Source organism: Paracoccus maritimus (genome assembly GCF_025195095.1).
Classification (GTDB): Bacteria; Pseudomonadota; Alphaproteobacteria; order Rhodobacterales; family Rhodobacteraceae; genus Paracoccus; species Paracoccus maritimus.
On the sequence record NZ_JANAVZ010000002.1, the window covers coordinates 446,587 to 471,793 of the forward strand.

A 25,207-nucleotide genomic window follows, 5' to 3' on the forward strand; every position below is an offset into this window, starting at 1 on the left:
ACGGTCGAGCCGGACTTCAGCGACTATGCCCCCAGGGCCAGCCGTCCTTCACTGGCGGGACGGGGATCACGCAGCACATAGCCGCGCCCCCATACCGTCTCGATGTGATTTTCACCGTCCAGCGCTTCGGAAAGTTTCTTGCGAAGCTTGCAGATGAACACGTCTATGATCTTCAACTCGGGTTCGTCCATGCCGCCATAGAGATGGTTCAGAAACATTTCCTTGGTCAGGGTCGTGCCCTTCCGAAGGCTGAGCAACTCAAGGATCTGGTATTCCTTGCCGGTCAGGTTCACCGGCTTGCCCTTGATCTCGACCGATCTTGCGTCAAGATTCACCATGATTTCGCCTGTCTGGATGATCGCCTGGCTGTGACCTTTCGAACGACGGATGATCGCCTGTATCCGGGCCTGCAGCTCCTCGCGATGAAATGGCTTGGTCATGTAATCGTCCGCACCGAAACCGAACCCGCGCAGCTTGCTTTCGGTATCGTCGGACCCCGTCAGGATCAGGATCGGCGTATCGATGCGGGCCAGACGCAGATGACGCAAGACCTCCATTCCGTGCATGTCCGGCAGATCCAGATCGAGCAGGATAAGATCGTAATCATAGAGCTTGGCAAGATCGATGCCTTCTTCGCCCATGTCGGTGCGAAAGACATTGTAGCTGGCGGCTGTCAGCATCAGTTCGATGGCACGCGCCGTGCTGGCATCATCTTCAACCAGAAGTATTCGCATGACTGTTCTCGCCCTTGATTCGCGTCAATATCTATGACGAGAATTGACCCAATTCGTTAATATGTCGTTACTTATGACATGAAAAAAGGCTCGCGCAACCTATGGTTGTCTAAATCTCTGCAAAGCCGTCACTTTCAACGCTGCGCGCCCATGTCTTCGGACGGCATCCGTCCAGGCGTCGAACTCTTCCTCTGAAAGGCCATAGCGGCGCAGCGCCTCATCCCGGGCAAGAATTCCGTGTGTGACGGCCAGTACTACCGTTTCTTTCCGGCTGGCGACCCAGCGGGTGTTCACCGGCGGCAGGTCCGCCACAGTCAGGATCGACCCGTTCGGCAGGGTCACGGTGCGAGGGCCACTGATTTTCTTCACGAACATTCCACCTGTCCTTTGATCGCGTCCTACGAAAGTCGTGGAAAGCCCTTAAGGTGACGTTAGCCCGATCCGCTTTTTCGCCGGGTTCGGGTTGAGAATGTGCCGCATTTGACTATATCTCGAGACAGTTCGCGACAGGCCTTCGAGTTCATGACCAGTACCACAGCCCTGACCCGCAGCCATGCGGGCGATACCACATTGAACAGCTTGGGCTTTGCCAAGTCCCCGGCGCAAACCCGTGTGGTCGTCGCCATGTCCGGAGGGGTGGACAGTTCGGTGGTCGCGGCCATGCTGTGCCGCGAAGGTTATGATGTCATCGGCGTGACGCTGCAGCTGTACGATCACGGTGCGGCACTGGCCAAGAAAGGCGCCTGCTGCGCCGGCCAGGATATCCATGATGCCCGCCGCGTGGCCGAGCGCATGGGTTTTCCGCATTATGTGCTGGATTATGAAAACAAGTTCCGCGAATCCGTGATTGATGAATTCGCCGATGCCTATCTGTCCGGCGCGACCCCAGTTCCCTGTATCCGCTGCAACGAGCGCGTGAAATTCCGAGACCTGCTGCAGACCGCGCGGGACCTTGATGCCGATTGCATGGCCACGGGGCACTACATCCAGCGCAAGGACGGCACGCAACGCGCCGAATTGCACATGGCCGCCGACGCAAACCGTGACCAAAGCTATTTCCTGTTCTCGACCACGCAAGAGCAGCTGGATTTCCTGCGCTTTCCGCTTGGCCACCTGCAAAGCAAGGCCGATACGCGCGCCTTGGCTGCCGAGTACGGGCTGTCGGTGGCTGACAAGCCCGACAGCCAGGATATCTGCTTCGTGCCGAATGGCGATTATGCCTCGGTGATCGAAAAGTTGCGTCCCGGTGCGGCCGATCCGGGCGAGATCGTGGATATGGATGGAAACGTCCTCGGCCAGCACCGGGGTGTGATCCACTATACGATCGGTCAACGGCGCGGGCTTGGAATCGGCGGGTTGGGCGATCCGCTGTATGTCGTTCGCCTGGAACCCGAGACGCGCCGGGTTGTCGTCGGCCCGAAATCAGCGCTTGCCACGACGATCGTTCCTGTCACCGAGGTGAACTGGCTGGGCGATGGTTCATTGGAGGGCGAAATCGCGTGCATGGTCCGCATTCGTTCGACACGCCCGCCCCGTCCGGCGATCTTGCGCCCCACCGGCGCCGGTCGCGCCGAAGTCGAGCTGCTGACAGCCGAGGAAGGTGTCAGCCCCGGTCAGGCCTGCGTGTTCTACGCCCCAGACAGCACGCGCGTCCTGGGGGGCGGCTGGATCACGCTGCGGCGCCGGAAAGCTGCCTGATCCGCTCGACCATAGCGCGCAAACCGTTTGATCGCTGCGACGACAGATGTTCGTCCAGTCCAAGCCGCGCAAGCTCTGCATGTGCATCCACCCGGGCCACCTGTTCCAGCGGCAGCCCCGCATACAGCGCGTGAAGGATGGCGATCAGCCCGCGCACGATCATCGCATCGCTGTCGCCCTGAAAATCGAAACGACCACTCTCGATCCTTGGCATGATCCAGACCTGGCTTGCGCAGCCCTCGACCTTGGTCGCAGGCACCTGCAGCGCCGGATCCATGGGCGGCATGTCCTTGCCCATCTCGATAACATGCCGATACCTCTCCTCCCAATCGTCGAGGAAATCGAATGTGGCGGCGATGTCTTCAAAGGCGGGGCTGGCCATGGCGGTTCTCCGGTCTGTGCCGTCCGGGTTAACGCGATGCGCGGGCAAGGTCAAAGAGGCTTTCACCGCGCCGCGCTTTCGCCTAACAATCGGGCCAAAGAAGGGATGGTGACATGACGAAACTGATCGCGCCGCTGCTGATCTCGACCCTCGTTCTGTCTGGCTGCGGCGGGCGCTTCAGCGACAGCGGCTGGAACCCTCTGGGCTGGCTGGGCGGAGGCGGTGGCACGCCGGATGGCGGATCGCTTGAGCCGGAAGAGGGTTATGCCAGCCTCGCGGACAGCAGGCCGGGAATCCCGCAGATCACTGGGGCGCGTTGGGAACCGCTGAACGAAGGGCGTCTGCTGGTCGTGACCGCGATGGCCCCGACCAAGGGTTACAATTCGGTCGAGATCGTGACCGCACGTCCCCAACCCCGCGGCCGCATTTCACCTGACGCGGACGGCGTCCTTCGCCTCAGAATGGTCGGCCTGCCCCCATTGCCCGACAGCGAGGCGGCGCGACTGCCCGCACGCGCCGAGACGGATCAGATCACGGCCGCGTTCGCTCTGTCTTATCGTCAGCTTGCCGGCATCACCGCCATCGAGATCGCAAGTGCCTCGAACGTCGTGACGATCCGTCGCTGAACATCTTGCGCGTCGGGGTGTCTCCGGCTAGGTCTGCGCCGGTCGGAGGCGTGGCAGAGTGGTTTAATGCACCGGTCTTGAAAACCGACGTGGGTTAGCGCCCACCGTGGGTTCGAATCCCACCGCCTCCGCCACGGTATATTGCTATTTATGGCAATATCTGCGGTGCGGACGAAGGGCCGGTATCCATACGTGTCGCGAGGTTTTGCCCCTTAACTATCGTCTAATTCTCTCTGATCACCACAAGCAGATGGCGTCTCGTCTATTGCGTTAGCTGATGTCAGGTTCGTGCTCTGCCCTACGTTCAGGTTCGCATCGACGATACCGGGCGCAAGCAGCGTGAACCGCATTGCGCGGGTCATCCAAGACCAATTGAAAGACCTGACCGACCATCACGACTGACACGGGCAGGCGGTACGCTGGGGCCGCCCGTTTCGATTCCGGCTGGCGCGGCGGGAACCCTTGGCGCGCCCGCCGGTTGAACCCGACATGCCACAGCCAGATCAGGATGCAGCCATGGCCACCACCTCCGCCACGCTTGACGTGAATGGCGAAGCACGCGAATTCCAGGGCGATCCGCGACAGACGCTGCTGGATTTCCTTCGCCTGGACCTGAAACTGACCGGAACCAAGAAGGGCTGCGATCACGGCCAATGCGGGGCCTGCACAGTGATGGTGAACGGGCGTCGTATCAATTCCTGTCTCAGCCTCGCGATCATGCATGACGGCGACCAGATCACCACGATCGAGGGCATCGGTACACCCGAAAATCTGGCTGCCATCCAGCGTGCCTTCGTCAGCCATGACGGCTTTCAATGCGGCTATTGCACGCCAGGCCAGATCTGCTCGGCCACCGCCATGCTGAAGGAACTGGCCGACGGTTGGCCGAGCGCCGTGACCGAGGCCGTCGCGGACACCCCCGCCCCCAGCGACGAGGAACTGCGCGAAAGGATGAGCGGCAATCTTTGCCGATGCGGGGCTTATTCCAATATCATCGCCGCCATCCGCGAGGTGATGCAGTCGGAGGAAGGCGCATGAGACCCTTCGACTATCGTCGCATGGCCGACCTTCAGCCCGTGGACCAGCCCGGAGACCGGCTGATCGCAGGCGGCACCAATCTCTTGGATCTGATGAAGCTGGACGTCGAGGCGCCGCGCCGACTTCTGGACATCTCTCGTGCCGGACAGGATCGCATCACGGAGCACGAAGGTGGGTTGCGGATCGGGGCGTTGGTCACGAATGCCGATTGCGCGGCCGATCCGCGCATCCGTGCCGATTATCCGCTGCTGGCGAAGGCAATTCTTGCCGGCGCCAGTCCGCAGTTGCGCAACAAGGCGACGACGGGCGGCAATCTGTGTCAACGCACCCGATGCCAGTATTTCATGGCCACGGACACGCGCTGCAACAAGCGTCAGCCCGGCAGCGGCTGCGACGCGCTGCAGGGGGTGAATCGCAATCACGCGATCCTCGGCACCTCGGAAGCCTGTATCGCGACCTACCCCGGCGATATGGCCGTGGCCCTGACCGCGCTGGATGCGACGGTCGAGGTGCTGGGGCAAGGCGGCACGCGCCTGATCCCCGTGGCGGAGTTCCACCGACTTCCCGGCGACGATCCCGCCCGTGACAACGTGTTGCGGGATGACGAGGTGATCACCGGGGTCACGTTGCCGGAACCGGTGGCCGGCCGGCAGATCTATCGCAAGATCCGCGACCGTTCGTCTTATGCCTTCGCCCTCGTCTCGGTAGGTGCGGTGATCAAGCTTCGGGAAGACCGGATCGCTCGCGTCGCGTTGGCCTTTGGAGGACTGGCGCACAAGCCTTGGCGTGATCCCCAGACCGAGGCGATCCTGACCGGGCAGCCGCCCTCTCCCGCCCTCTTCGATCAGGCCGCCGATGCCCTGCTGGCCAAGGCAAAGGGGCGCGGCGGCAATGACTTCAAGATTGCGCTGGCCAGACGCGCCTTGGCCGCCGTTCTGACAGAAGCGACGGAGGAATAGGCCATGTCCGACAGCTATGACACACCCGACCAGCGTAACCTGCTGGACCAAACCGCGCAGGGCGTGATCGGCCAACCGCTGGATCGCCCCGAGGGGGCGTTGAAGGCTTGCGGCCAGGCCACCTATGCGGCCGAGCATGACCTGACCAATTGCGCCGAAGGCGTGCTTGTCGGTGCAACCATCGGCTGCGGCAGGGTCGTCAGGATCCACCGTGACGAGGTTCTTGCCATGCCCGGCGTGCTGGCGATCTATGCTGATCAGGCAATGCTGCGCCGCAACGCGCAGGGCACTGCAGGCGAGGCCCCGATACAGGATGTCACGACCGTGGATTACTATGGCCAGCCTGTTGCGCTGGTCGTGGCGGAAAGCTTCGAACAGGCGACGGCCGCCGCCAAGGCGCTGCGGGTGGACTATGACGTGACCACGGACGCGGACTTCGATCCGGCGGCGGTCGAATACGAGCCGAGTGAAGAGGCCGATGAACTGGGCGATCTGGACCGGGCCATGGACGAGGCCGCCTTCAGCATCGACCGGACCTTCACGACCGAAGCCCACAACAGCGCCGCGATGGAACCGCATGCCTCGATCGCGGACTGGGATGGCAGAAAGCTGACGCTGTATGGCAGTTTCCAAATGCTGAAATACAACGTCAAGGAATTGGCGGATTCACTGGGCGTGGCCGAAAAGAATGTCCGCATCCTGTCGCCCTATATCGGTGGTGGCTTCGGTTCGAAACTGGGGATCAGCCATGATGCGGTTTCGGCGGCACTGGCTGCGCGCGAACTTGGCCGGCCGGTCCGTGTCACCCTGACCCGCCAGCAGGTCTTCGAGACGATCACGCGCCGATCCGAGACCCGCCAGCGCCTGCGCCTCGCCTGCGACCGGCAGGGGCGACTGACCGGCATCGGACACGAGGCGTGGGTCACCAACCTTCCCGACGAGGGTTTCGCCGAGCCGGTGACGCAAGCGACCAAGTTCCTGTATGCGGGACAGAACCGCAGACTGGCGCTGTCTATCGGGCGGGTTCAGCTGACCACCGCAGGCTCGGTCCGCGCGCCGGGCGAGGCGGTGGGCATGCAGGTGCTGGAGGCCGCCATGGACGAAATGGCCGAGGCCGCAGGCATCGATCCGATCGAGTTCCGAAAGCGCAATCTGCCCGCCGAACTGCCGGGCGAGGGATTGCCCTATTCCTCGCGCATGCTGACCGAGGCGCTGGATCGAGGCGCAAGATCCTTCGGCTGGGACCAGCGCCACCAGCAACCCTGCCAGCGCCGTGAGGGGGAATGGTGGATCGGCATGGGCGTCGCCTCGGCTGCGCGCGTGAACATCTTGTCCAAGGCCGAGGCGCGGGTGACGCTGCGTGCCGATGGCGGGGTTCTGGTCGAAAGCGACCAGACCGATCTGGGCACCGGCAGCTATGCCATTCTGGGCCAGATCGCGGCCGAAATGCTGGGCGTGCCCATAGATCGGACCGATGTGGCGCTTGGCGACAGCGACCTGCCGGCCGGGGCCGGCTCGGGCGGCAGTTGGGGCGCGACTTCGACCGGATCGGCCGTGTTCCGCGCCTGCGAGGCGATCCGCGCCACCCTTGCCCACAAGCTGAGTGTCGATGTGGACGAGCTGCGGCTGAAGGACGGGCTGGCGAACGACCGCCCCGTTACCGAGTTACTGGACAAGGACCTGGTCGAGACCGGCCGCATCGAACCCGGAAAGACCATGAAGGATTACAGCCAGGCCAGCTATGGCGCCTTCTTCTGCGAGGCGGCGGTGAACGCCTTCACCGGCGAGACGCGAATCCGCCGCATGACCGGCGCCTTCGGCTTCGGTCGGGTGCTGAACGCCAAGACGGCGCGGTCGCAATGCCTCGGCGGCATGGTCTGGGGCATCGGCAGTGCGCTGACCGAAGCAATGGAATTCGACCACCGCACCGGTCGTCTAATGACGCATGATCTGGCCGAATACCACGTGCCGGTGCATCGGGACGTGCCTGCCATCGAGGTGATCCTGCTTGAGGAACGTGATACCGTCGCCAGCCCGTTGCAGGCGAAAGGCGTCGGAGAATTGGGCATCTGCGGCGCTGCCGGCGCGGTCGCAAATGCCATCTACAACGCCTGCGGCGTCCGGTTGCACAGCTTTCCGATGACGCCTGACAAATTGGTAGGGCGCCTGCCTGATCCAGTCGGCGCGTGATGGGGCAAAGCATGACCGTCTTGGGGTGCGTTTCCATGCGGCAAGAAGGTCTCGCGGGAATGGCCCTGCCCCGTCGGCGCTGAACCAAACTCGCGTCCGGGGAGTTTCGGGTTCACAAGGAGGTTGCCATGGCATCGCGCGCGGTCTGGAAGGGGCAGCTGCGGCTGTCTCTGGTCTCGATCCCTGTCGAATTGCATTCCGCCACAAAAAGTGGTGCCCGGATCTCTTTCCGACAGATCCACCAACCGTCAGGCAAACCTGTCCGCTATGAAAAGACCGTTCCCGGCATCGGACCGGTCAAGAGCGACGAGATCCTGAAGGGCTATGAGACCGGCGACGGCGAATATCTTCTGCTGGAGCCGACCGAGATCGAGGCGATCCGGCTGGAGACAAGGAAAACCCTCGAACTGGTGCAATTCGTCGATCAGTCAGAGATCGCGCCCCTTTATTTCGACAAACCCTATTACGTTGTCCCAACAGACGAACTGGCCGAGGATGCCTATCGCGTCGTCCGCGATGCCCTGCGATCCGAGAAGAAGACCGGCCTGGGGCAACTGGCCATGCGCGGCAAGGAATACCTTTGCGCGATACGCCCCTGCGGCGACGGGCTACTGCTTGAAACCCTCCGATACGCGGATGAAGTTCGCGAGGCCGAGCCGATGTTTGCGGGCATTGAGGACGCGAAATCCGACAAGGAACTGCTGGATGTCGCCAAACAGCTGATCCAGCGAAAATCCGGGCCCTTCGACGCCAAAGCGTTCGAGGATCACTATAATTCCGCCCTGCGCGACCTGATCGCGAAAAAGCGCAAGAACCGCAAGACACCCCGGGCCAAGGTCGGGGATCACGAAGAACGGCCCTCGGGCGAGAACGTCGTCGATCTGATGTCCGCACTGAAGGAAAGCCTGAAGAAGGATGGCCAGGCCAAGAAACGGTCATCGTCCAAGACCAAGTCGAAATCCGCCTGATGCCGGATCTGGGCACATATCTCGACAAGCGCAACTTCGACGACACGCCCGAACCGTCCGAGACCGGCACCGCCTCTGCCCTCGGGTTGCGCTATTCGATCCAGAACCATCGCGCGACCCGCCTTCACTGGGATCTACGTCTGGAATGGAACGGTGTCCTGCTAAGCTGGGCGATCACACGCGGCCCATCCTTTAATCCATCCGAAAAGCGGCTTGCGGTCAGAACCGAGGATCATCCCGTGTCGTATCTGGGCTTCGAGGGGCTGATCCCGAAAGGCAATTACGGGGCAGGCACGGTCATGCTGTGGGATATCGGTTGGTGGCAGCCGCTGGACCCGATTCCGCGCGACCTGAAAAAGGGCCATCTGCATTTCCGTCTGCACGGGCGCCGCATGACCGGCGACTGGAACCTGATCCTGATGAAGGGCCGCAAGCTGGGCGATGACAAACGGCAGAACTGGTTGCTGATCAAGTCCGATGACGATGCGGCCGGTCGGCCCGATCCGGTCAGGCGGTACAAGCGCAGCGTCTCGACCGGGCGCAGCTTCGCCGAGATCGCCAAGGAGGCGGCGCCGATCAATCCCCAACGTGCCGGCAAGCTGCCCGGTCATGTCGCGCCGGAACTGGCGACGCTGACAGACGACCTGGCCGATCCCGGAACCCATTGGCACGAATTGAAGCTGGACGGCTATCGTGCGCTGATCGCGCTTGGCAAGGGCGGCCCCTTGGCCTTCACCCGCAACGGCCATGACTGGAGTGACCGTTTCGCCTCGCTTCTGCCTGGCTTCGCCGATCTGGATTGCGACAGCGCCCTGATCGACGGAGAGATCGTGGCAGGCGCGGGACTGCAGGGCTTCAGCGCGTTGCAGGATGCGATCAAGGTTGGCGGACCCTTTGGCTATGTCGCCTTCGATCTGCTATCCCTGAACGGTCAGGATCTGCGCAAGCAACCCCTGACCACGCGCCGAAAAAGACTGGAGTCTCTGTTCAGGACCGTGCCGCGGATGGGCGCGTTAGACCTGTCGCCGGTCATCGAAGGCGATCCGAAGGACGCCTTCGCGATGGTCTGCGCGACCCATGGCGAAGGGCTGATCGCAAAACGGCGCGACAGTCCCTATCGCGGCAGGCGCGGCACCGACTGGCTGAAGATCAAATGTCGCAAACGGGCGGAGTTCGTCGTTGTCGGCTGGATGAAAAGTGATGCGGCGGGACGTCCGTTCGCTTCGCTTGCAATGGCCGCGCGAGAAGCCGGCAACCTGCGGTATGTTGGGAAGGTCGGGACGGGTTTCGATGAAGATACCATGACCGAACTGGCCGGCCTGCTGCGCCCGCTGACGCGCCGGAGCGCCCCGGTTGCCGCACCGAAATCCGAGGTTTCCGGCGTCAACTGGGTCTCGCCGGAACTTGTGGCCGAGGTCGAGTACGCGGAACTTACCGCACAAGGCCGCCTGCGCCACGCCACCTATCTGGGCCTGCGCGAGGACAAGCCCGCCCGTGAGGTCCGCATCGAACGAGAGGTTTCCATGAACGATCACGAAACCGTCGCCGGGATCTCGGTCAGCAGCCCTGACCGCATCATCTTCGACAAGCCCCGCCTGACCAAGGCCGATCTTGCCCGATATTACGAAAAGATCGCACCGGCGATGCTGAGCGAGGCGGCCGACCGGCCGCTGTCCCTGCTGCGCCTGCCCGAGGGTATGGAGGGCGAACGGTTCTTTCAGAAACACCCTGGCAAGGGATTTCCCAAGGCGCTGAAGATCGTCGAGATCACCGAAAAGGACGGCGATTCCGAACCCTATGCCTATGTCACCGACGCCTCGGGGCTTGTCGGCGCGGTTCAGATGGGCACGGTCGAGTTCCACATCTGGGGCGCACGGCGCGACCGGCTGGACAGGCCTGATCGGCTGGTCTTCGATCTGGACCCGGATGAGGGGCTCGGCTTCGCCAAGGTGAAAGCCGCGGCCATCGACCTGCGCGAAACCCTCGGCGATCTGGGTCTTGAAAGCTGGGCGATGCTATCCGGCGGCAAGGGGATTCACCTGGTCGTTCCGCTGCGTCGCACCATTGGCTGGGACACTGCCAAGCTGTTCTGCCGCGGTATCGCCACGCTGATGACGCAGCGCGAGCCGAAGCGCTTTACCGCCAGCATGTCCAAATCCCGTCGCGAGGGCCGCATCTTCATCGACTGGCTTCGGAACGAACGCGGCTCGACCGCGATCGCGCCGTTCTCGATCCGGGCGAGGCCGGGCGCACCAGTGGCCATGCCCATCGGGTGGGACGAACTGCCCGGCATCCGAAAAGCCTCGGCCTTCTCGGTGGAAGAGTCGCTGGATCGGCGTTGGAACGGCGTGACCCGCCCGAAGCCGCAGACGATCAGCCGGCCCGTCATCGAGGAACTGGATCAAGCGATGAAGAGGTCAGCGTAAGGGCGATCCCTTGGCTGAAACCTCCAACATGGATATTCAAGCCAAGCCAGCGCGTTTGCCAGCGTAGTGAAGATTTCTTTCTGCGCGTCCGCAGAACCTTTGCAGATTTGCTTTTCTGGCTTTTCGTGATCGAAAGGCTTCTTCCCTTGATGCGGAGCGGTCCTGCGACCGAGGCCCCAATCATTTGCCGGCGCTGTTCCACGTAGATCCGTAGCCAGCACTTAGAACGACATTTGTTCGGCGGGCAGTGGCTGCAGCTTTCTTCCGGCCGCAAATCCGACATGTTCGGGTTGATCTTTTTTATCGGGCGGCAAATCACATTGTCCTGATCGACGATATTGCATAACCAGCGTCCATGCTGGCATGGATCGAGACGCATAGCTCTGCTCTGCAAGTTGTCGTGGGCCTGACGACCGCGCTTGTCTGGGTGATTTATCTGCACATCCTCGTTTCGGGTTTGCGGCGACAGCGCCGCTCCGAGATCCTGATTACCCTTGGCGGCAAACGGGACATGTCAGGACGGGTCATGGTCAGCAATCTCGGCTTCGAACCGATCTATATCCTCGACATCCTGCTGAGATTGAGTGCCGATCATCGGGAAGAGACGGTTTCGGTCGCAGAGCGTGGCAAGCAGGACGAGCGTGGCCAGGATCCCTCGGACAAGTCCACTCTGCAGACGCCCCTGAAGACTGGCGACATGATCGATATCGGAGAAATCGCGACATTGCTGGATCGTGCGCGCGCGGGGTCCTCAGGCTCGCCTGTCGAGGTCACTCTGTCGCGCATCGACATCACCGTCGTCGCCGTCACGGCGGCCACGTCCAGCATTGTCGCGGCCCAACGCAGCTTTGATGTTGAGCAACGCGGAGACGGTCCGGACAGATTGCGTCCGCACTCTCTCTACGCCCGACAGATCCGAAGCCGTCGTGAGCGTCGCAGGATTGAACAGGACATGCAGCGCAGTCTGTAGCGAGGGATGGGCCGATCATCAGCATGGCGGTCGCCTCCAAACTCGTGAAACCATCGTTGCGACCTAGCGGTTAGGTCCTCGCAGCAAAGCAAGGATGGCAAGGAGGTCGAGATGAACAGAGCGCGGGCGGGTCTGCTGATCGCGGTTCTGATCCTCGCAGCCTGCAGGTTTCCCACAGATCCCGATCAGACCGCGCAATCGGTCGAGGGCGGCACGTTGAAGGTCGGTGCGCTGACGCCCTTGGAGAAGACGGATCGAACAGCAGTCGAACACATCGCCGACGCGTTCGATGCCGACCTCCGGATCATCGAAAATGACCCGCACAGGCTTTTTGCGATGCTCGAGGAAGGTACGGTGCAGATTGTCGCGGGCAATATCCCTGATGACACGCCGTTCAAATACTCCGTCGCATTGACCGATCCCATAGGAGAGCTGAGGCTGAGCGGCGACACGAAGCAGCGCGTGCTGGCGGTCAAGCAGGGCGAGAATGCGTTCCTCATCCGCGTGAACCGGGCGCTGGCGAGGTTTGCCCCATGAATGAACTGCCTGACGAAATCCAGAGAAAGCTCGCGAAGGCCGCGCGACTGGAATGGTGGAGCCTTGGGTTCCTGATCAGCATCATCGTCGTCATGTATCTGGTCATGGGGTCGAGCCAGGCGATGAAGACGGCGTGGATCGAAGATACCCTTAGTCTGATACCTCCGGCTCTCTTCCTCATAACACGTCGGCTGGAAACGAAGGCACCGACCCGCCACTACCCCTATGGCTTTCATCGGGTTGGATCACTGGGCTTCTTTCTGTCCGCAACGGCGCTCAGCACGATGGGCGCATTCCTGATCTACAGCTCAGCCACGGCGCTGTTGCTTCGCGAACCCCCCACCATCGGCAACACGCAGATATTCGGCCATGATCTTTGGCTGGGATGGCTGATGATCGTCGCGCTTGCCTATTCGGTGGTCCCGCCTGTCATCCTCGGCCGCAAGAAATTGCCTCTTGCGCGCCAGACCATGGATAAAGTGCTGCATACCGACGCCCAGATGAATGCCGCGGATTGGAAGACCGGGTTGGCCGGAATTGCCGGAATCGTGGGAATCGGAATGGGCTGGTGGTGGGCCGACGCCGCCGCAGCCGGGTTCATCGCCGTCGACATCCTGCGCGACGGATTGCGTGCGATGCGAATCTCCGTCTCGGAGTTGCTGGACGGCGCACCGCGACAATTGGATAGCCCCGACATTCACCCGCTGGTGGACAGAATTGGCCGGAACCTGGAACAACTGGGCTGGGGGTCTGGCGTCAAGGTCCGCGAAACGGGCCGTTATGTCCGCGCCAGTCTCGAGCCAGAGACCGGTCGGGCCATTTCGGTCGATGAGGCTCTCAAGATCGGTGCGGAGAACGATGCCTGGCGGCTGATTGTTGTCAATCGGACAGTCAGGATGAACTCCAGCGCAGGTAGCGATGGGAAAGATCCCCCGCCAGGAGGACCTGATCAGCGAAAATGATCAAGGAGACGCGCGGATGGGCCGGAGAACCAGCGGCGGAACGTGGTCCAATCGTGTGAGCCGCCTCAGATCGGGAAAGTCACGCGGCTGATCAAGCAGGAACCGGCACCCTGCTTCATCAACACGGTCTGGCTGAGTGTAGTCACGTGAGAGCTTTTCGCCCCTGCGTATGTGAGTTGACCTGAACGCGACGCCGTCGGTGGCGAATAAAAGTCCCTTCAAGAGCGCCGGGATCTCGGCACGGGTGCGCGCGGCGCGCTTGCGCGGACTTTCCTCCAGGATGGCGTGGATCCGATCCCATGTCGCGCGGTCTTTGATGGCGTCTTGTTCGACGAGGTAGTGCAACCCGCAACGTGTCGTCTTGCCGCAAGGTCATCGCGTGTGCGACGGCCTCGGCGAACAGGAGCATGAACGTGCCTCGGGTGAAACAGGTTCGTGATCACAAATACAAGGCTGCAAGCCCCAAAGGGGTTCGGCAGGTTTCGGCTAACTTGACCCTGCTCACGAAATTGCGAAAATGCTCGACCGGGCGCCGGAAATCATGTTGCTGTTGCAAGAACCTGCTTCGACGTGAAAGCAGGGCTGACATACAGAATGATCGAGGTGACACCATGAGCAGAACCGCAATTCGGGCCTTGCTGGCCGTTGTTCTTGTCGCAGGTTGCACCGCCGGAACTGGCGGGCGCGTTGTCGTCAAGGGGGCCGGTCCGGACGACCTGCTGAAATTGCGATCAGGTCCCGGACTTGAACACAGGGTGATCGTGGGTCTGCCGGACGGCACCGTACTGAACCGCAGCGACTGCCGGACCGACGCTGGGGAAACCTGGTGCAGGGTCTCTTTGGCCGCGCAGCCCGGGGTAACCGGATATGTCTCGGCTGACTATCTGGCAGTTTTCTAGAACACGACAACGCAGCCACAGCGATCGCCAACGGCGCAGGTTGCACGCCCGACCGCGCGCTTGATCCGACGTCGCGCCACTTCCAAGGCATGGGCGACCCGGTTCTGCGTTTGGGCAGCGTCGGCAGGGCCTGCGTCATTGCGTTGTGAAAGGGCGGTTGTTCGCCCTTTCGCAGCCCGGCACCACCGCTGCGCCAACCGGATCACGGATCTGAGGTCGGCGGGGGCTTGGGTCCAACGACCTACTCGGCCTCCTGAAAGGCGCGGATGCCGTCTCCGGCCTGAGCGATGTTCAGAACACCGTCCAGATGACCGCGGGTGCCCTCGATCTCGACCATCTCGGCCGGCGTTCCGTCGGATTTGATGATGGCCCCTGTCTCTCGCACCGCGTTTCCCGGAAAGACCAGATCCTCGTCTAAGTGAATCAACATCACCGGCACATCTATATCCAGCAGCCCTTGATAAAGTCCTTCCTGGGGGTGGCCCGCGACGACAGCTGATTGGCCCTGGCCAGATATAGGAAATGGTTGTCATCCGAGGTCTTCGCCCTCGCCGCACCGGCGGCATTCAGTGTGTCGACGACGGCAAACTCGTTCGCGAAATCCGTGGCCGGATCACGGTCGGCCTGCGCCCAGTCGCGACCGAAGTTCGGTTCGACCGTTCTGCGGACTAAGCATGCAGGGTGACGATCTTCAGCGCCTGGGTCAAGCCTGCCTCGGGCGCATCCCCGTCATGATAGTCACCGCCGTTCCAGTTCGGGTCCAGGCGGAAGGGCGAGGCCCGGACGTCCAGCCATGCGATCAGGTCGGCATCCGCCCACCCCGAAGATATGACCGGGATCACGCGCGTCTGCCGATCGGGATAGCTTGCAGCCCATTCATAGCTTTGCAAACCGCCCATCAAGGCCCCCATGACCGCGTGCCATGTCTCGACACCCAACTGATCCATCGGGCCCTTTTGCGTGTCGACAAAGTCCCCGATGGTCAGGATCGGAAAATCCATGCCTCACGGCTTTCCGGTGTCAGGGTTCGTGCTGGCCGGTCCCGTCGTGATGACATTGGGGTCGTGGGCCGCCAGATTGAAGGGGCTGACCACCTATACCACAAGCCGTTTGTCTGTATCGATGGGTTTCCCCGAACCGATGATCGCATCCCAGTATCCCGGTGCCGCGTCGTCGCCCGCGTATCTGCCGGCGGCATGGCTGTTGCCGCTGAAGACATGCGGGATCAGGATAGCGTCGTCCCGGTCGTCATTCAGGGTCCCGTATGTTTCATAACCCAGTCGCATCTGCCCGATCACCTCGCCGCCGCGCGTGGTGAAATCGGTCAAGGTGAATTCCTGTTTCTCGACCAGCAGCTCATGGGCAGCCGCGGGACTCGCGCAGCGCGCGGCGATAAGGATGGCGTGACGCATCTTGTTTGCCCCTCGTTCATGAAGGGGTATCGAACATTGCAGCGCGCGCGATCTCCGGCAAGGAAGCCCTCTTCCACAGGCAGGCACGGCATGGCAGCGTGGTGGTGGAAACGGATGGAGGGAACATGCTGCCACGTCGCACGGATTTTCCACAGGATTTCGTCTTCGGCGCCGCAACCGCCGCCTATCAGATCGAAGGTTCCCGGTTCGGGGGTGCGGGTCCGTCGCACTGGGACAGCTTCGCCGCGACGCCGGGAAACATCGAGGACCACAGCAGCGGCGCGACCGCCTGCGATCACTATCACCTTTGGCAAACCGATCTGGATCTGGTCCGCGACGCTGGCTTCGACGCCTATCGCTTTTCGACCTCATGGGCGCGGATCATGCCGGACGGACGGCATCTCAATCCCGAAGGGCTGGATTTCTACGACCGTCTCGTGGACGGCATGCTGGCGCGTGGGCTGCAGCCGTTCCTGACGCTTTATCACTGGGATCTGCCCGCCGCGCTGGCCGACCAGGGCGGCTGGCGGAACCGCGATATCGCGTCGTGGTTTGCGGATTATGCGCGCGCCGTTCACGAGCGGCTTGGTGATCGTGTCGCCAGCACCGCAACCCTGAACGAACCGTGGTGCATCGCATGGCTGTCGCATTTCCTGGGCCATCACGCGCCCGGCCTGCGCGACATCCGCGCAGCCAGCCGCGCAATGCATCATGTGCTGCTGGCCCACGGTACCGCGATGCAGGCTTTGCGCGCCGAGGGCGCGGGCAATCTGGGAATCGTCCTGAACTTCGAGACCGCCCATCCGGTCGATGACAGCCCCAAGGCTGAAGATGCCGCAGCGATACAGGATGCGATCTACAATCAGTGGTTCATTCGCGCCCTCTGCGGTCAGGGTTATCCAAAGGCCGCGCTGAAGGGGATCGAACCGTATCTGCCGGATGGCTGGCAACAGGACATGGACCTGATCGCCACACCGTTGGACTGGCTGGGCGTCAATTACTACACGCGCAAGCTGCACGGCCCGGCGCCTGGGCTTTGGCCGGGCAATGAAGCGGCCGACGGTCCGCTGCCCAAGACCCAGATGGGCTGGGAAATCCGCCCCGAGGGCCTGTCCGAGTTCCTGATCCGGCTGTCGCGCGATCATGTCGTAAATCTGCCGATCCACGTTACCGAAAACGGCATGGCGCTGGCGGCGGGCGCCGACATCACCGAAGACGCAGCCCGGATCGACTTTATCGCCGGGCATCTGCGGGCGGCACGCGCGGCGCTGGACGCAGGGGTCAATCTGCGCAGCTTCTTCTATTGGTCGCTGTTGGACAACTACGAATGGGCCTTTGGCTATGGGCCGCGCTTTGGCCTTGTTCATGTGGATTACGACACGATGAAGCGGACGCCGAAGGCAAGCTGGCACGCAATCCGGGCCATGCTGACAGCCTGATCGGCACAGGCCGATCAGCCGCGCCGCGCGGCGGCCAGGATCAGGTCCGACGCCTTTTCGGCGATCATCGTGACGGGCGCATGGGTGTTGCCCGAGATGATCGACGGCATGATCCCGGCATCCGCGATGCGCAATCCGTCGATCCCGTTGACGCGCAGTTGCGGATCGACCACCGCGCCCGCGTCCTGTCCCATGCGCGTTGTGCCGACAGGGTGGAAGATGGTGGTGCCGACATCGCCCGCAGCATGGGCAAGCTCCGCGTCCGATTGCAGATCTGCGCCGGGCTTCATTTCTTGCGGGTTGAACGACGCCATCCGGCGCGTCTGCATCAGCCGCCGCGCGTGGCGCAGGCTTTCGACGGCCACCCGTCGATCTCCTTCTGTCGAAAGATAGCACGGCGCGATGGCAGGCGCGGCACCCGGATCGGATGAGGTGACGTGACTGTGCCCGGTGCTTTCGGGGCGCAGATTGCACACCGAGATGGTCAGTGCCGGAAAATCATGCAGCGGGTCACCGAATTTTTCCAGCGACAAAGGCTGGACATGATATTCGATATTCGCCGTTTCGAACGCGTCGGAAGATTTCGCGAAGATCCCCAACTGGCTGGGCGCCATCGACATCGGACCCGACCGGCGCAGCGCATATTCCAGCGCAATTCCGGCCTTGCCCCAGATGGTTCTGGCCCTGTCGTTCAGCGTCCGCGCCCCGCTGATGCGGAAGACGGTGCGCAGTTGCAGGTGATCCTGCAGGTTTTCACCGACGCCCGGCACATCCAGGACGGTCGGGATCCCCAGATCGGCAAGGCGCTGCGCCTGACCGATCCCGCTGAGTTCAAGGATCGCGGGCGAATTGATCGCACCGGCAGCCAGCACAATCTCCGAGCCGGTACGCGCGTGCCAGCTTTGTCCGCCTTGCGAGAAGATCACGCCGGTCGCACGCCGTCCCTCGAATGTCAGTCGGCTGACCTGGGCGTTGGTCTGGATACGCAGATTGGCACGGCGTCTGGCCGGATCGAGAAATGCCTTGCGCGCGTTCCAGCGCCAGCCTGCGCGTTGGGTGACCGGAAAATAACCCACGCCTTCGTTGTCACCGCAGTTGAAGTCGGTGCAGGCGGGCAGGCCCAGTTCCTGCGCGGCCTCGGCCACGGCGTCAAGGATCGGCCAGCTCAGCCGCTGTCGTTCAACTCTCAACTCGCCCTGGTCGCCGTGCAGATCGCTGCCGGGTTCGTAGTGCCGTTCCGATTTGCGGAAATAGGGCAACACATCGTGCCAGCCCCATCCTGCATTGCCCATCTGTCGCCAGCGGTCGTAATCCGCCGCCTGCCCGCGCATGTAGATCATGCCGTTGATCGAGGAACAGCCGCCCAGCACCCGCCCGCGCGGATAGTTCAGACGACGCCCGTTCAGGCCGGGCTCGGGCTGGGTCTGGTAACACCAGTCCAGCGTCGGATCGCCCATGGCATAAAGATAGCCGACGGGAACATGCACCCACAGCCGATTGTCGCTGCCGCCGGCTTCCAGCAGCAGGACCCGATTCTTCGGATCGGCCGACAGCCGGTTGGCCAACACGCACCCGGCCGACCCCGCGCCGACAATGATGTAATCATACTCGCCGAAATCGTGCATCCTGCCCCCGAAATCCTGATGGAAAGCTATGGCAGGATGCGGCGGGGCACCAGTGGCGCGCCCCGCTTTTCCGTCATGTCATTCCGCCGCGGCCAGCAGAGAGGCGTTGCCCCCCGATGCCGTCGTGTCGATGCAGAGGTGGCGTTCAAGGATCGCATAGGACGCCAGCTCGGCCGAACAGACCAGCGGGACGATTATTCCGTCGCGCGCGGCCAGCGCCTGCCGATAGTGGCGGGCCTGTTCCTCGGGGCCGTCAAACGCGACCACGGCCATGCCGGACAGCGATTTCAACGCATTGGCGTCCAGATGCCCGCCCACCACGACCGCCGCGCATCCCTGCGACGCGGCAATGGCTGCCTGTTCCTCCGCATTCGGACCAAGACACAGGACGGTGCCGCGGGAATGGGTGGTCAGGCGGTTCGATTCCCCGGTCGGTCCGGGCAGGACGACCGTCTCGCGCGGCGTCGCGGTATCGGTCAGCGCGCCGTCCAGATCTTTCTGGATCCGAACGGGGTCGGCCTCGTCGCCGGCCACGGACGGCTTGCGCGAGATCTGGGCCGCGCGGAAACGCGGGACATAATGCGGCCCGCCGGCCTTGGGTCCGGTCCCCGACAACCCTTCGCCGCCGAAAGGCTGGCTGCCGACGATGGCGCCGATCTGGTTGCGGTTCACATACAGGTTGCCGACATTCAGACGGCTGTCGACATGCTGCACCCGGTCGTCGATCCGCGTGTGCAGCCCGAAGGTCAACCCATAGCCCGAGGCATTGACTGCCCCCAGAACCCGATCCAGGTCGCTTGCGTCGAACCGCGCGACATGCAGAACAGGACCGAAGATTTCCTTTTCGATGTCTTCGACCCCGTTCACACGGATGGTTACAGGCGCGACATAGTGACCGCGTCCCGGCGTCTTCAGCCGGTGCAGGATGCGCCCATCGCTGCGTGCCTTGGCAATGTGATCCTCGATCCCCTGCTTGGCCGCGGACGAAATCACCGGGCCGACATCTGTTTCCAGATGCCACGGATCGCCCATCCGCAATTCATCCATCGCCCCATGCAGCATTTCCAGAATCTTGTCCTCGACATCCTGCTGAACATAGAGGACGCGCAGCGCCGAGCAACGCTGCCCCGCCGACTGGAACGAACTGGCCAGGATGTCGCGCACGGCCTGTTCGGGCAGCGCCGTCGAATCGACGATCATTGCGTTCAGCCCGCCGGTCTCTGCGATCAGCGGCGCATCCGGCGACAGGTTTTCGGCCATCGCCCGGTTGATTGCCTGCGCCGTCGGCAGCGATCCGGTAAAACACACGCCAGACACGCGTGCATCGCTGGACAGTGCGGTGCCGACCACACGCCCCTCGCCCGGCAGCAATTGCAAGGCGTGACGCGGCACCCCTGCGTCGTGCAGCAGTTGCGTGGCCCGCCACGCGATCAGGCTGGTGGTTTCGGCCGGCTTTGCCAGTACGCCGTTGCCCGCAGCCAGAGCCGCGGCGATCTGGCCGGTAAAGATCGCCAAGGGAAAGTTCCAGGGTGAAATGCAGGTAAACACCCCGCGCGGCGCGTCTGCGGTGGCGAAATTCGCGTAATACCGCAGGAAATCCACCGCCTCGCGCAGTTCGGCCACGGCGTCGAACATCGACTTGCCCGCTTCGCGACCGATCAGGGCGAACAATTCGCCATAATGTTCCTCGTAAAGATCGGCGGCGCGGCGCAACACCTCGGCCCGGCGCTCGGGCGCGTCCTGCCAGGGTCCGGCGGCGTCCAGCGCAGCGTCGATATCCTGCGGCGAGGCATAACCCACCTGCCCCACCCGATCGTTCGGGCGCGCAGGGTTTACCTGGTCGATCGTCTCGCGGTCCGCGCCGTCACGGTCCGCAGCCAACAGCGGGCCGCCCTGCCACCGGTGGTCCGCCCATGGCGCACGCGCCTGTTCGATCTGCGCCAGCTCCAGCGGATCGCGCAGATCGAAACCTTTCGAGTTCGCGCGGTCGGGTGCGAACAGCTTTTCCGGGCGAACCACGCCGCGGGCCGGGGTGCCGGCCACAGCCAGCCATTCGGCAAAGGGATCCGGCGCCACATCCTCGGGGCGGATATCCTCATCGACGATGCGGTTCACGAAGCTGGAATTCGCGCCGTTCTCCAACAGGCGGCGAACCAGATAGGCCAGCAGATCCTCGTGCGCGCCGACCGGCGCATAGATGCGGCAGCGGGTCTTGTGGCGCGTCTTGACGATGTCGTGCAGCGCCTCGCCCATGCCATGCAGACGCTGAAATTCGAAGTTCCGGTCATCGCCCGCCAATTCCAGGATCGCGGCGACGGAATGGGCGTTATGGGTGGCGAATTGCGGATAGATGCGCGGGCTGTCCAGCAGTTTCCGCGCACAGCAGATCCAGGCCACGTCGGTCGCGGGCTTGTGGGTCCAGACCGGGAAGCCGGGCAGCCCCTCGACCTGATAACGCTTGACCTCGGTATCCCAATAGGCGCCCTTTACCAGCCGGACCATAAGCTTGCGGTCCAGTCGCTCGGCCAATGCATCAAGCCAGTCGATGGTCGCGCTGGCGCGCTTGCCATAGGCTTGGACGACAACGCCGAAGCCGTCCCATCCGGCCAGGGAAGGATCGGACAGAACCGCCTGAATGACGTCAAGCGAGATGTCCAGCCGGTCCGCTTCTTCTGCGTCGATATTCAGCCCCATCCCGGCATCTTTCGCCATCCGGCACAGGCGCAGCGCCACCGGCACCAGCTCGGCCATCACGCGGTCCCGCTGGGTTTCCTCGTATCGCGGATGCAGCGCCGACAACTTGATCGAGATGCCGGGATTGTCGCGGATATCGCCCTTGTTCGCCTCGCTGGCCAGTGCCTTGATCGCGCCCTCATAAGCGGCCTGATAGGCGCGGGCGTCCTTTTCGGTCCGCGCTGCCTCGCCAAGCATGTCGTAGCTGTAGGTATATCCCTGCTCGACCCGTTCGCGACCCCGCTTGATGGCGGATTTCACCGTCTCGCCCAGTACGAATTGCTGACCCATCTCGCGCATCGCGCGGTGAACGGCGGTGCGGATCACGGGCTCGCCCAGGCGGCGGATCGCATTGCGCAGATGGCCTGCGATCCCCGGCGACTGATCGTCGCGCAGCACCCTGCCCGTCAGCATCAGCGCCCAGGTCGAGGCGTTGACCAGCGACGAGGACGACTTGCCCATGTGCTGCCCCCATTCGGACGGCGCGATCTTGTCCTCGATCAGTTCGTCCATGGTCTCGGCGTCGGGCACGCGCAGCAGGGCCTCGGCCAGACACATCAGCGCCACGCCCTCTTCGGTCGAAAGACCGTATTCGGCCAGAAACACTTCCATCATGCCCGGTTTGCGGTCGGACCTGATCGCGCGGACCAGATCGGCGGCACTGGCAGCGATGCGGATGCGGGCAGATTCATCGGGGGCAAGGTCGCGCATCAATCCGGCGATCAGCTGTTCTTCGTCGCCCAGATGCAATTCGCGGATCGTCTGACGGATGTGGTCAAGTTGGATCATGTCGCCTTCCTCTCAGTACCCTGCCCGCGCAGCACCGCGAATCGCCGGGCGGTTGCGCGCAATTTCCCCACGGTCTATCTGCTGGCAGGAAAGATCAACAGAGGCAGCCATGATCATAATAGCAGCGCTTCTTCTTGGCGCAGTCCTTGGCTGGCGTCGCGCGGGGCAACTGGGCGGCGACATCCGCGACCGGTTGCAATACGCTGCAGGCTTCGCGATGGCCCTTGGTGTCGTGGGCGTCCTGATCACCGTCATCATAGACCGGATGATCTGATGTTCGTGCCGTTCCTCGACGCGCTTCGGCGAAACGGGGTGCCGGTTTCGCTGCGGGAATGGCTGGACCTGATGGCCGGCATGCGCGTCGGTCTAACCGGATGGACGGTCGACGGTTTCTATCACTTCGCCCGTCTGGTTCTGGTGAAGGACGAACGTCATCTGGACCGCTTCGACCGCGCCTTTTCTGAAAGCTTCGCAGGACTTGAAACGATCCCGGTCGAGGCGCTGGTCCATGAACAGGCCATCCCGAGGGAATGGTTGAAAAAATTGGCCGAAAAGCTGCTCAGCGATGACGAGCGCGCGCAGATCGAGGGCAGCGGCAGTTTCGAGAAGCTGATGGAGAAGCTGCGCGAACGTCTGGCCGAACAGCAGGGTCGTCATCAGGGCGGCAACAAGTGGATCGGCACGGCGGGAACCTCGCCCTTCGGGGCCTATGGATACAATCCCGAGGGCGTGCGGATCGGGCAAGACACAAGCCGCCACCGCCGCGCCGTCAAGGTCTGGGACAAACGAGAGTTTCGCGATTTCGACGACAGCGTGGAATTGGGCACCCGCAATATCAAGGTTGCGTTGAAGCGATTGCGGCAATGGGCGCGACACGGCGCCGAGGACGAATTGGACCTGCCCGCAACCATCCGTTCGACCGCCGAACACGGCTATATCGACGTGAAGACCCGGCCGGAACGTCACAACGCCGTCAAGGTGGTGCTGTTTCTGGATGTGGGCGGCAGCATGGACGATCACACGCGGCTGGTGAACGAACTGTTCAGCGCGGCGCGCGCCGAGTTCAAGCACTTGCAGTTCTTCTATTTCCACAACTGTCTCTATGATGGCGTGTGGACCGACAACCGCCGCAGATGGGCCGAGCAGACCCCGACATGGGAGGTGCTGCACCGCTTTGGCAGCGATTACAAATGCATCTTCGTGGGCGACGCCTCGATGTCGCCCTATGAAATCGTCGCACCGGGTGGTGCTAACGAACATTGGAACTCCGAAACCGGCGAGACCTGGCTGCGCCGCGCGTGCCGGACCTGGCCCGACCATGTCTGGCTGAACCCGGTCCCGCAAAAACACTGGCGCCATACGCAATCGATCGCCATGATCGGACAGATCTTTGAGAACCGGATGATGCCTTTGACGCTGGACGGGCTGACCCAGGCGATGAGAATACTGAGATGAAAGCCGAATTGCTGGCCCTGTTGCCGCAATGGGGACCGTGGATCGTCGCGGTCTCGGCCTTCCTGTCTTGCATGATGATCCCGGTTCCGACCTCGTTCCTGCTGCTGACGGCGGGGGCGTTGACGGGCACCGGCCATATGCAACTGCCAGAGTTGGTGATCGCCGCCGCCGTGGGAGGCACGCTGGGGGACACGACGGCATTCCTGCTTGCGCGGCGGATCGAGCCGCGGCTGCGCCGGATCGGGCGCCGTACGGCGCAAGCCATGGACCGGGCGCGCGGGCTGCTGGAACGGCGCGGCACGCTGGCGGTATTCCTGTCGCGCTGGCTTGTGACGCCATTGGGACCGCCGATGAACTATGTCGCCGGTGCATCCGGCATTGCGCTGCCGCGTTTCGTCGCCGCATCGGTGGCCGGCGAAACGTTGTGGGCAGTCCTGCATCTGCTGGCCGGCCATGTGCTTGGACGGCAGGTTCACCGGACCGAATCGGCGGCGTTGAAGGCAGTGGCAATCGGAGCGGCGCTGGCGGCGCTGTTCTGGCTGATCCGGCGCGCGTGGCACCGAAGGGCCACGTCCTGCTAATATCGCCCACAGGACGCGAAAGCATGATTGATCCCCACGCGCCGCCGCCCCACATATGACGACATGCTGAAACTGACGCCGATCCTGCTGCTTATCGCCTATCTTGCCGTCATGTGGTTCTTTTCCGCATGGCGCCTGAAGCAGGAACTGAACGAGAAATCGACGCCACTGAACCATCCACGCCTGTCGCCGATGCTGAAACGTCTGGGCGAGGCGATGGACCTGCCGCCGGTCAAGGCGCACATCTACGAGGTAGAGCCGGTCAACGGTCTTGCCGCACCCGACGGGCGGATCTTCCTGACGCGTGGCTTCATCCGCAAGCTGGACGCCTGCGAGGTCACCCCCGAAGAACTTGCCAGCGTCATCGCGCATGAACTTGGCCATGTGGCCCATGGCCACGCCCGGCGCCGGATGATAGATTTCGCGGGTCAGAATGCCATCCGGCTGGCCCTGGCCGGCATTCTGGGCCGGTTCCTGCCGGGATTCGGAACGTGGATCGCGGGCATGGTCGCCAGCGCGGTTGCCGCCCGCCTGTCGCGCCAGGACGAATTCGAGGCGGACCGGTTCGCCAGCGCCCTGATGACCCGCGCGGGATTCGGGACCGAGCCTCAGAAATCCCTGTTTCGCAAGCTGGACGCCCTGTCCGGAAATCGCAGCGCAGGCGCGCCCGCATGGCTTCTGTCGCATCCGCCGACCGCGCGCCGGATCGCCGCCATCGAGGCGCACGAGCAGCGCTGGTCCGACCGCTGATCGACGACTTGCCGACGCATGGATTTTTCCTAGA

Annotated in this window: 24 protein-coding genes, 1 tRNA gene and 1 pseudogene; 17 read left to right on the plus strand and 9 right to left on the minus strand. The window is 62.9% G+C overall.

All coding sequences use genetic code 11. The features are described 5' to 3' along the window. Positions 1-23 precede the first annotated feature (23 nt). Together ctrA and sciP are read right to left on the minus strand one after the other, a co-directional pair. Positions 24-734, minus strand: coding sequence for a response regulator transcription factor CtrA (gene ctrA, locus MU516_RS05165; protein WP_209055226.1), 711 nt, complete (start codon positions 732-734; stop codon positions 24-26). A 99-nt stretch (positions 735-833) separates the two neighbouring features. Next, positions 834-1,109 carry a CtrA inhibitor SciP gene (gene sciP, locus MU516_RS05170; RefSeq protein ID WP_260276159.1) on the minus strand — a complete coding sequence of 92 codons (276 nt, stop codon included), beginning with the start codon at positions 1,107-1,109 and terminating at the stop codon, positions 834-836. Positions 1,110-1,256: 147 nt separating this feature from the next. On the opposite strand from sciP, the gene mnmA reads away from it, so the two are divergent. Then, a complete protein-coding gene (gene mnmA / locus MU516_RS05175; RefSeq protein ID WP_260276160.1) occupies positions 1,257-2,432 on the plus strand; it encodes a tRNA 2-thiouridine(34) synthase MnmA in 1,176 nt (391 codons plus the stop codon). On the opposite strand, the gene MU516_RS05180 is transcribed toward mnmA, so the two are convergent. Continuing rightward, positions 2,404-2,814 carry a SufE family protein gene (locus tag MU516_RS05180; RefSeq protein WP_260276161.1) on the minus strand — a complete coding sequence of 137 codons (411 nt, stop codon included), beginning with the start codon at positions 2,812-2,814 and terminating at the stop codon, positions 2,404-2,406. The two genes, mnmA and MU516_RS05180, sit on opposite strands and share 29 nt — an antisense overlap. A 113-nt stretch (positions 2,815-2,927) precedes the next feature. Between MU516_RS05180 and MU516_RS05185 the strand changes: the two genes are divergently transcribed. The 10 genes from MU516_RS05185 to MU516_RS05230 all read left to right on the plus strand — a co-directional run bounded on the left by MU516_RS05185 (position 2,928) and on the right by MU516_RS05230 (position 13,490). After that, positions 2,928-3,440 carry a hypothetical protein gene (locus MU516_RS05185; protein ID WP_260276162.1) on the plus strand — a complete coding sequence of 171 codons (513 nt, stop codon included), beginning with the start codon at positions 2,928-2,930 and terminating at the stop codon, positions 3,438-3,440. Positions 3,441-3,484: 44 nt separating this feature from the next. Continuing rightward, a tRNA-Ser gene (locus MU516_RS05190) sits at positions 3,485-3,574 on the plus strand. Between the two features lie 382 nt (positions 3,575-3,956). After that, complete coding sequence (locus MU516_RS05195) at positions 3,957-4,478, plus strand: 2Fe-2S iron-sulfur cluster-binding protein (protein WP_260276163.1); 522 nt, start codon at positions 3,957-3,959, stop codon at positions 4,476-4,478. Further along, positions 4,475-5,437, plus strand: a complete 963-nt coding sequence (locus MU516_RS05200; protein WP_260276164.1) for an FAD binding domain-containing protein — start codon at positions 4,475-4,477, stop codon at positions 5,435-5,437. The genes MU516_RS05195 and MU516_RS05200 overlap by 4 nt, the downstream gene beginning before the upstream one ends. Positions 5,438-5,440: 3 nt before the next feature. Continuing rightward, positions 5,441-7,627: a xanthine dehydrogenase family protein molybdopterin-binding subunit gene (locus MU516_RS05205; protein ID WP_260276165.1), complete on the plus strand. Its 2,187-nt coding sequence runs from the start codon at positions 5,441-5,443 to the stop codon at positions 7,625-7,627. Between the two features lie 128 nt (positions 7,628-7,755). Next, a complete protein-coding gene (gene ku, locus MU516_RS05210; RefSeq protein ID WP_260276166.1) occupies positions 7,756-8,595 on the plus strand; it encodes a non-homologous end joining protein Ku in 840 nt (279 codons plus the stop codon). Then, entirely contained in the window at positions 8,595-11,021 is a 2,427-nt protein-coding gene (ligD, locus tag MU516_RS05215; RefSeq protein WP_260276167.1) for a DNA ligase D, read from the plus strand. The genes ku and ligD overlap by 1 nt, the downstream gene beginning before the upstream one ends. Positions 11,022-11,376: 355 nt before the next feature. Next, positions 11,377-11,991 (plus strand): hypothetical protein, encoded by a 615-nt coding sequence (locus tag MU516_RS05220; RefSeq protein WP_260276168.1) that lies wholly within the window; start codon positions 11,377-11,379, stop codon positions 11,989-11,991. Positions 11,992-12,102: 111 nt separating this feature from the next. Beyond that, entirely contained in the window at positions 12,103-12,528 is a 426-nt protein-coding gene (locus MU516_RS05225; protein ID WP_260276169.1) for an amino acid kinase family protein, read from the plus strand. After that, a complete protein-coding gene (locus MU516_RS05230; RefSeq protein WP_260276170.1) occupies positions 12,525-13,490 on the plus strand; it encodes a cation efflux transmembrane domain-containing protein in 966 nt (321 codons plus the stop codon). The genes MU516_RS05225 and MU516_RS05230 overlap by 4 nt, the downstream gene beginning before the upstream one ends. An 80-nt stretch (positions 13,491-13,570) precedes the next feature. On the opposite strand, the pseudogene MU516_RS05235 reads toward MU516_RS05230, so the two are convergent. Further along, a pseudogene (locus tag MU516_RS05235) lies at positions 13,571-13,823 on the minus strand (recombinase family protein); the annotation flags it as partial. A 278-nt stretch (positions 13,824-14,101) separates the two neighbouring features. On the opposite strand from MU516_RS05235, the gene MU516_RS05240 reads away from it, so the two are divergent. Continuing rightward, entirely contained in the window at positions 14,102-14,389 is a 288-nt protein-coding gene (locus MU516_RS05240; RefSeq protein WP_260276171.1) for an SH3 domain-containing protein, read from the plus strand. 241 nt (positions 14,390-14,630) lie between these two features. On the opposite strand, the gene MU516_RS05245 is transcribed toward MU516_RS05240, so the two are convergent. The 3 genes from MU516_RS05245 to MU516_RS05255 form a co-directional block, all read right to left on the minus strand. Further along, on the minus strand, positions 14,631-14,819 hold the full coding sequence (locus tag MU516_RS05245) for a hypothetical protein (protein WP_260276172.1): 189 nt from the start codon (positions 14,817-14,819) through the stop codon (positions 14,631-14,633). 238 nt (positions 14,820-15,057) lie between these two features. Continuing rightward, positions 15,058-15,390, minus strand: coding sequence for an alpha/beta hydrolase family protein (locus MU516_RS05250; protein ID WP_260276173.1), 333 nt, complete (start codon positions 15,388-15,390; stop codon positions 15,058-15,060). 93 nt (positions 15,391-15,483) lie between these two features. Further along, the gene (locus MU516_RS05255; protein ID WP_260276174.1) at positions 15,484-15,801 is read right to left on the minus strand and encodes an alpha/beta hydrolase family protein; all 318 of its coding nucleotides are present in this window, start codon (positions 15,799-15,801) and stop codon (positions 15,484-15,486) included. Between the two features lie 125 nt (positions 15,802-15,926). Between MU516_RS05255 and MU516_RS05260 the strand changes: the two genes are divergently transcribed. Beyond that, on the plus strand, positions 15,927-17,240 hold the full coding sequence (locus tag MU516_RS05260; RefSeq protein ID WP_260276175.1) for a GH1 family beta-glucosidase: 1,314 nt from the start codon (positions 15,927-15,929) through the stop codon (positions 17,238-17,240). Between the two features lie 14 nt (positions 17,241-17,254). Here MU516_RS05260 and MU516_RS05265 read toward each other — a convergent pair whose 3' ends face one another. Together MU516_RS05265 and putA are read right to left on the minus strand one after the other, a co-directional pair. Further along, a complete protein-coding gene (locus MU516_RS05265; protein ID WP_260276176.1) occupies positions 17,255-18,865 on the minus strand; it encodes a GMC family oxidoreductase in 1,611 nt (536 codons plus the stop codon). A gap of 78 nt (positions 18,866-18,943) precedes the next feature. Then, positions 18,944-22,387, minus strand: a complete 3,444-nt coding sequence (gene putA / locus MU516_RS05270) for a bifunctional proline dehydrogenase/L-glutamate gamma-semialdehyde dehydrogenase PutA (protein ID WP_260276177.1) — start codon at positions 22,385-22,387, stop codon at positions 18,944-18,946. A 109-nt stretch (positions 22,388-22,496) separates the two neighbouring features. On the opposite strand from putA, the gene MU516_RS05275 reads away from it, so the two are divergent. The 4 genes from MU516_RS05275 to MU516_RS05290 all read left to right on the plus strand — a co-directional run bounded on the left by MU516_RS05275 (position 22,497) and on the right by MU516_RS05290 (position 25,173). Then, positions 22,497-22,661 (plus strand): hypothetical protein, encoded by a 165-nt coding sequence (locus tag MU516_RS05275; RefSeq protein WP_260276178.1) that lies wholly within the window; start codon positions 22,497-22,499, stop codon positions 22,659-22,661. Further along, a complete protein-coding gene (locus MU516_RS05280; RefSeq protein WP_260276179.1) occupies positions 22,661-23,842 on the plus strand; it encodes a vWA domain-containing protein in 1,182 nt (393 codons plus the stop codon). Before MU516_RS05275 ends, MU516_RS05280 begins: the two co-directional genes overlap by 1 nt. After that, positions 23,839-24,423 carry a DedA family protein gene (locus tag MU516_RS05285; RefSeq protein WP_260276180.1) on the plus strand — a complete coding sequence of 195 codons (585 nt, stop codon included), beginning with the start codon at positions 23,839-23,841 and terminating at the stop codon, positions 24,421-24,423. The genes MU516_RS05280 and MU516_RS05285 overlap by 4 nt, the downstream gene beginning before the upstream one ends. A gap of 63 nt (positions 24,424-24,486) precedes the next feature. Beyond that, positions 24,487-25,173, plus strand: coding sequence for a M48 family metallopeptidase (locus MU516_RS05290; RefSeq protein WP_260276260.1), 687 nt, complete (start codon positions 24,487-24,489; stop codon positions 25,171-25,173). The last annotated feature ends 34 nt before the right edge of the window (positions 25,174-25,207 follow it).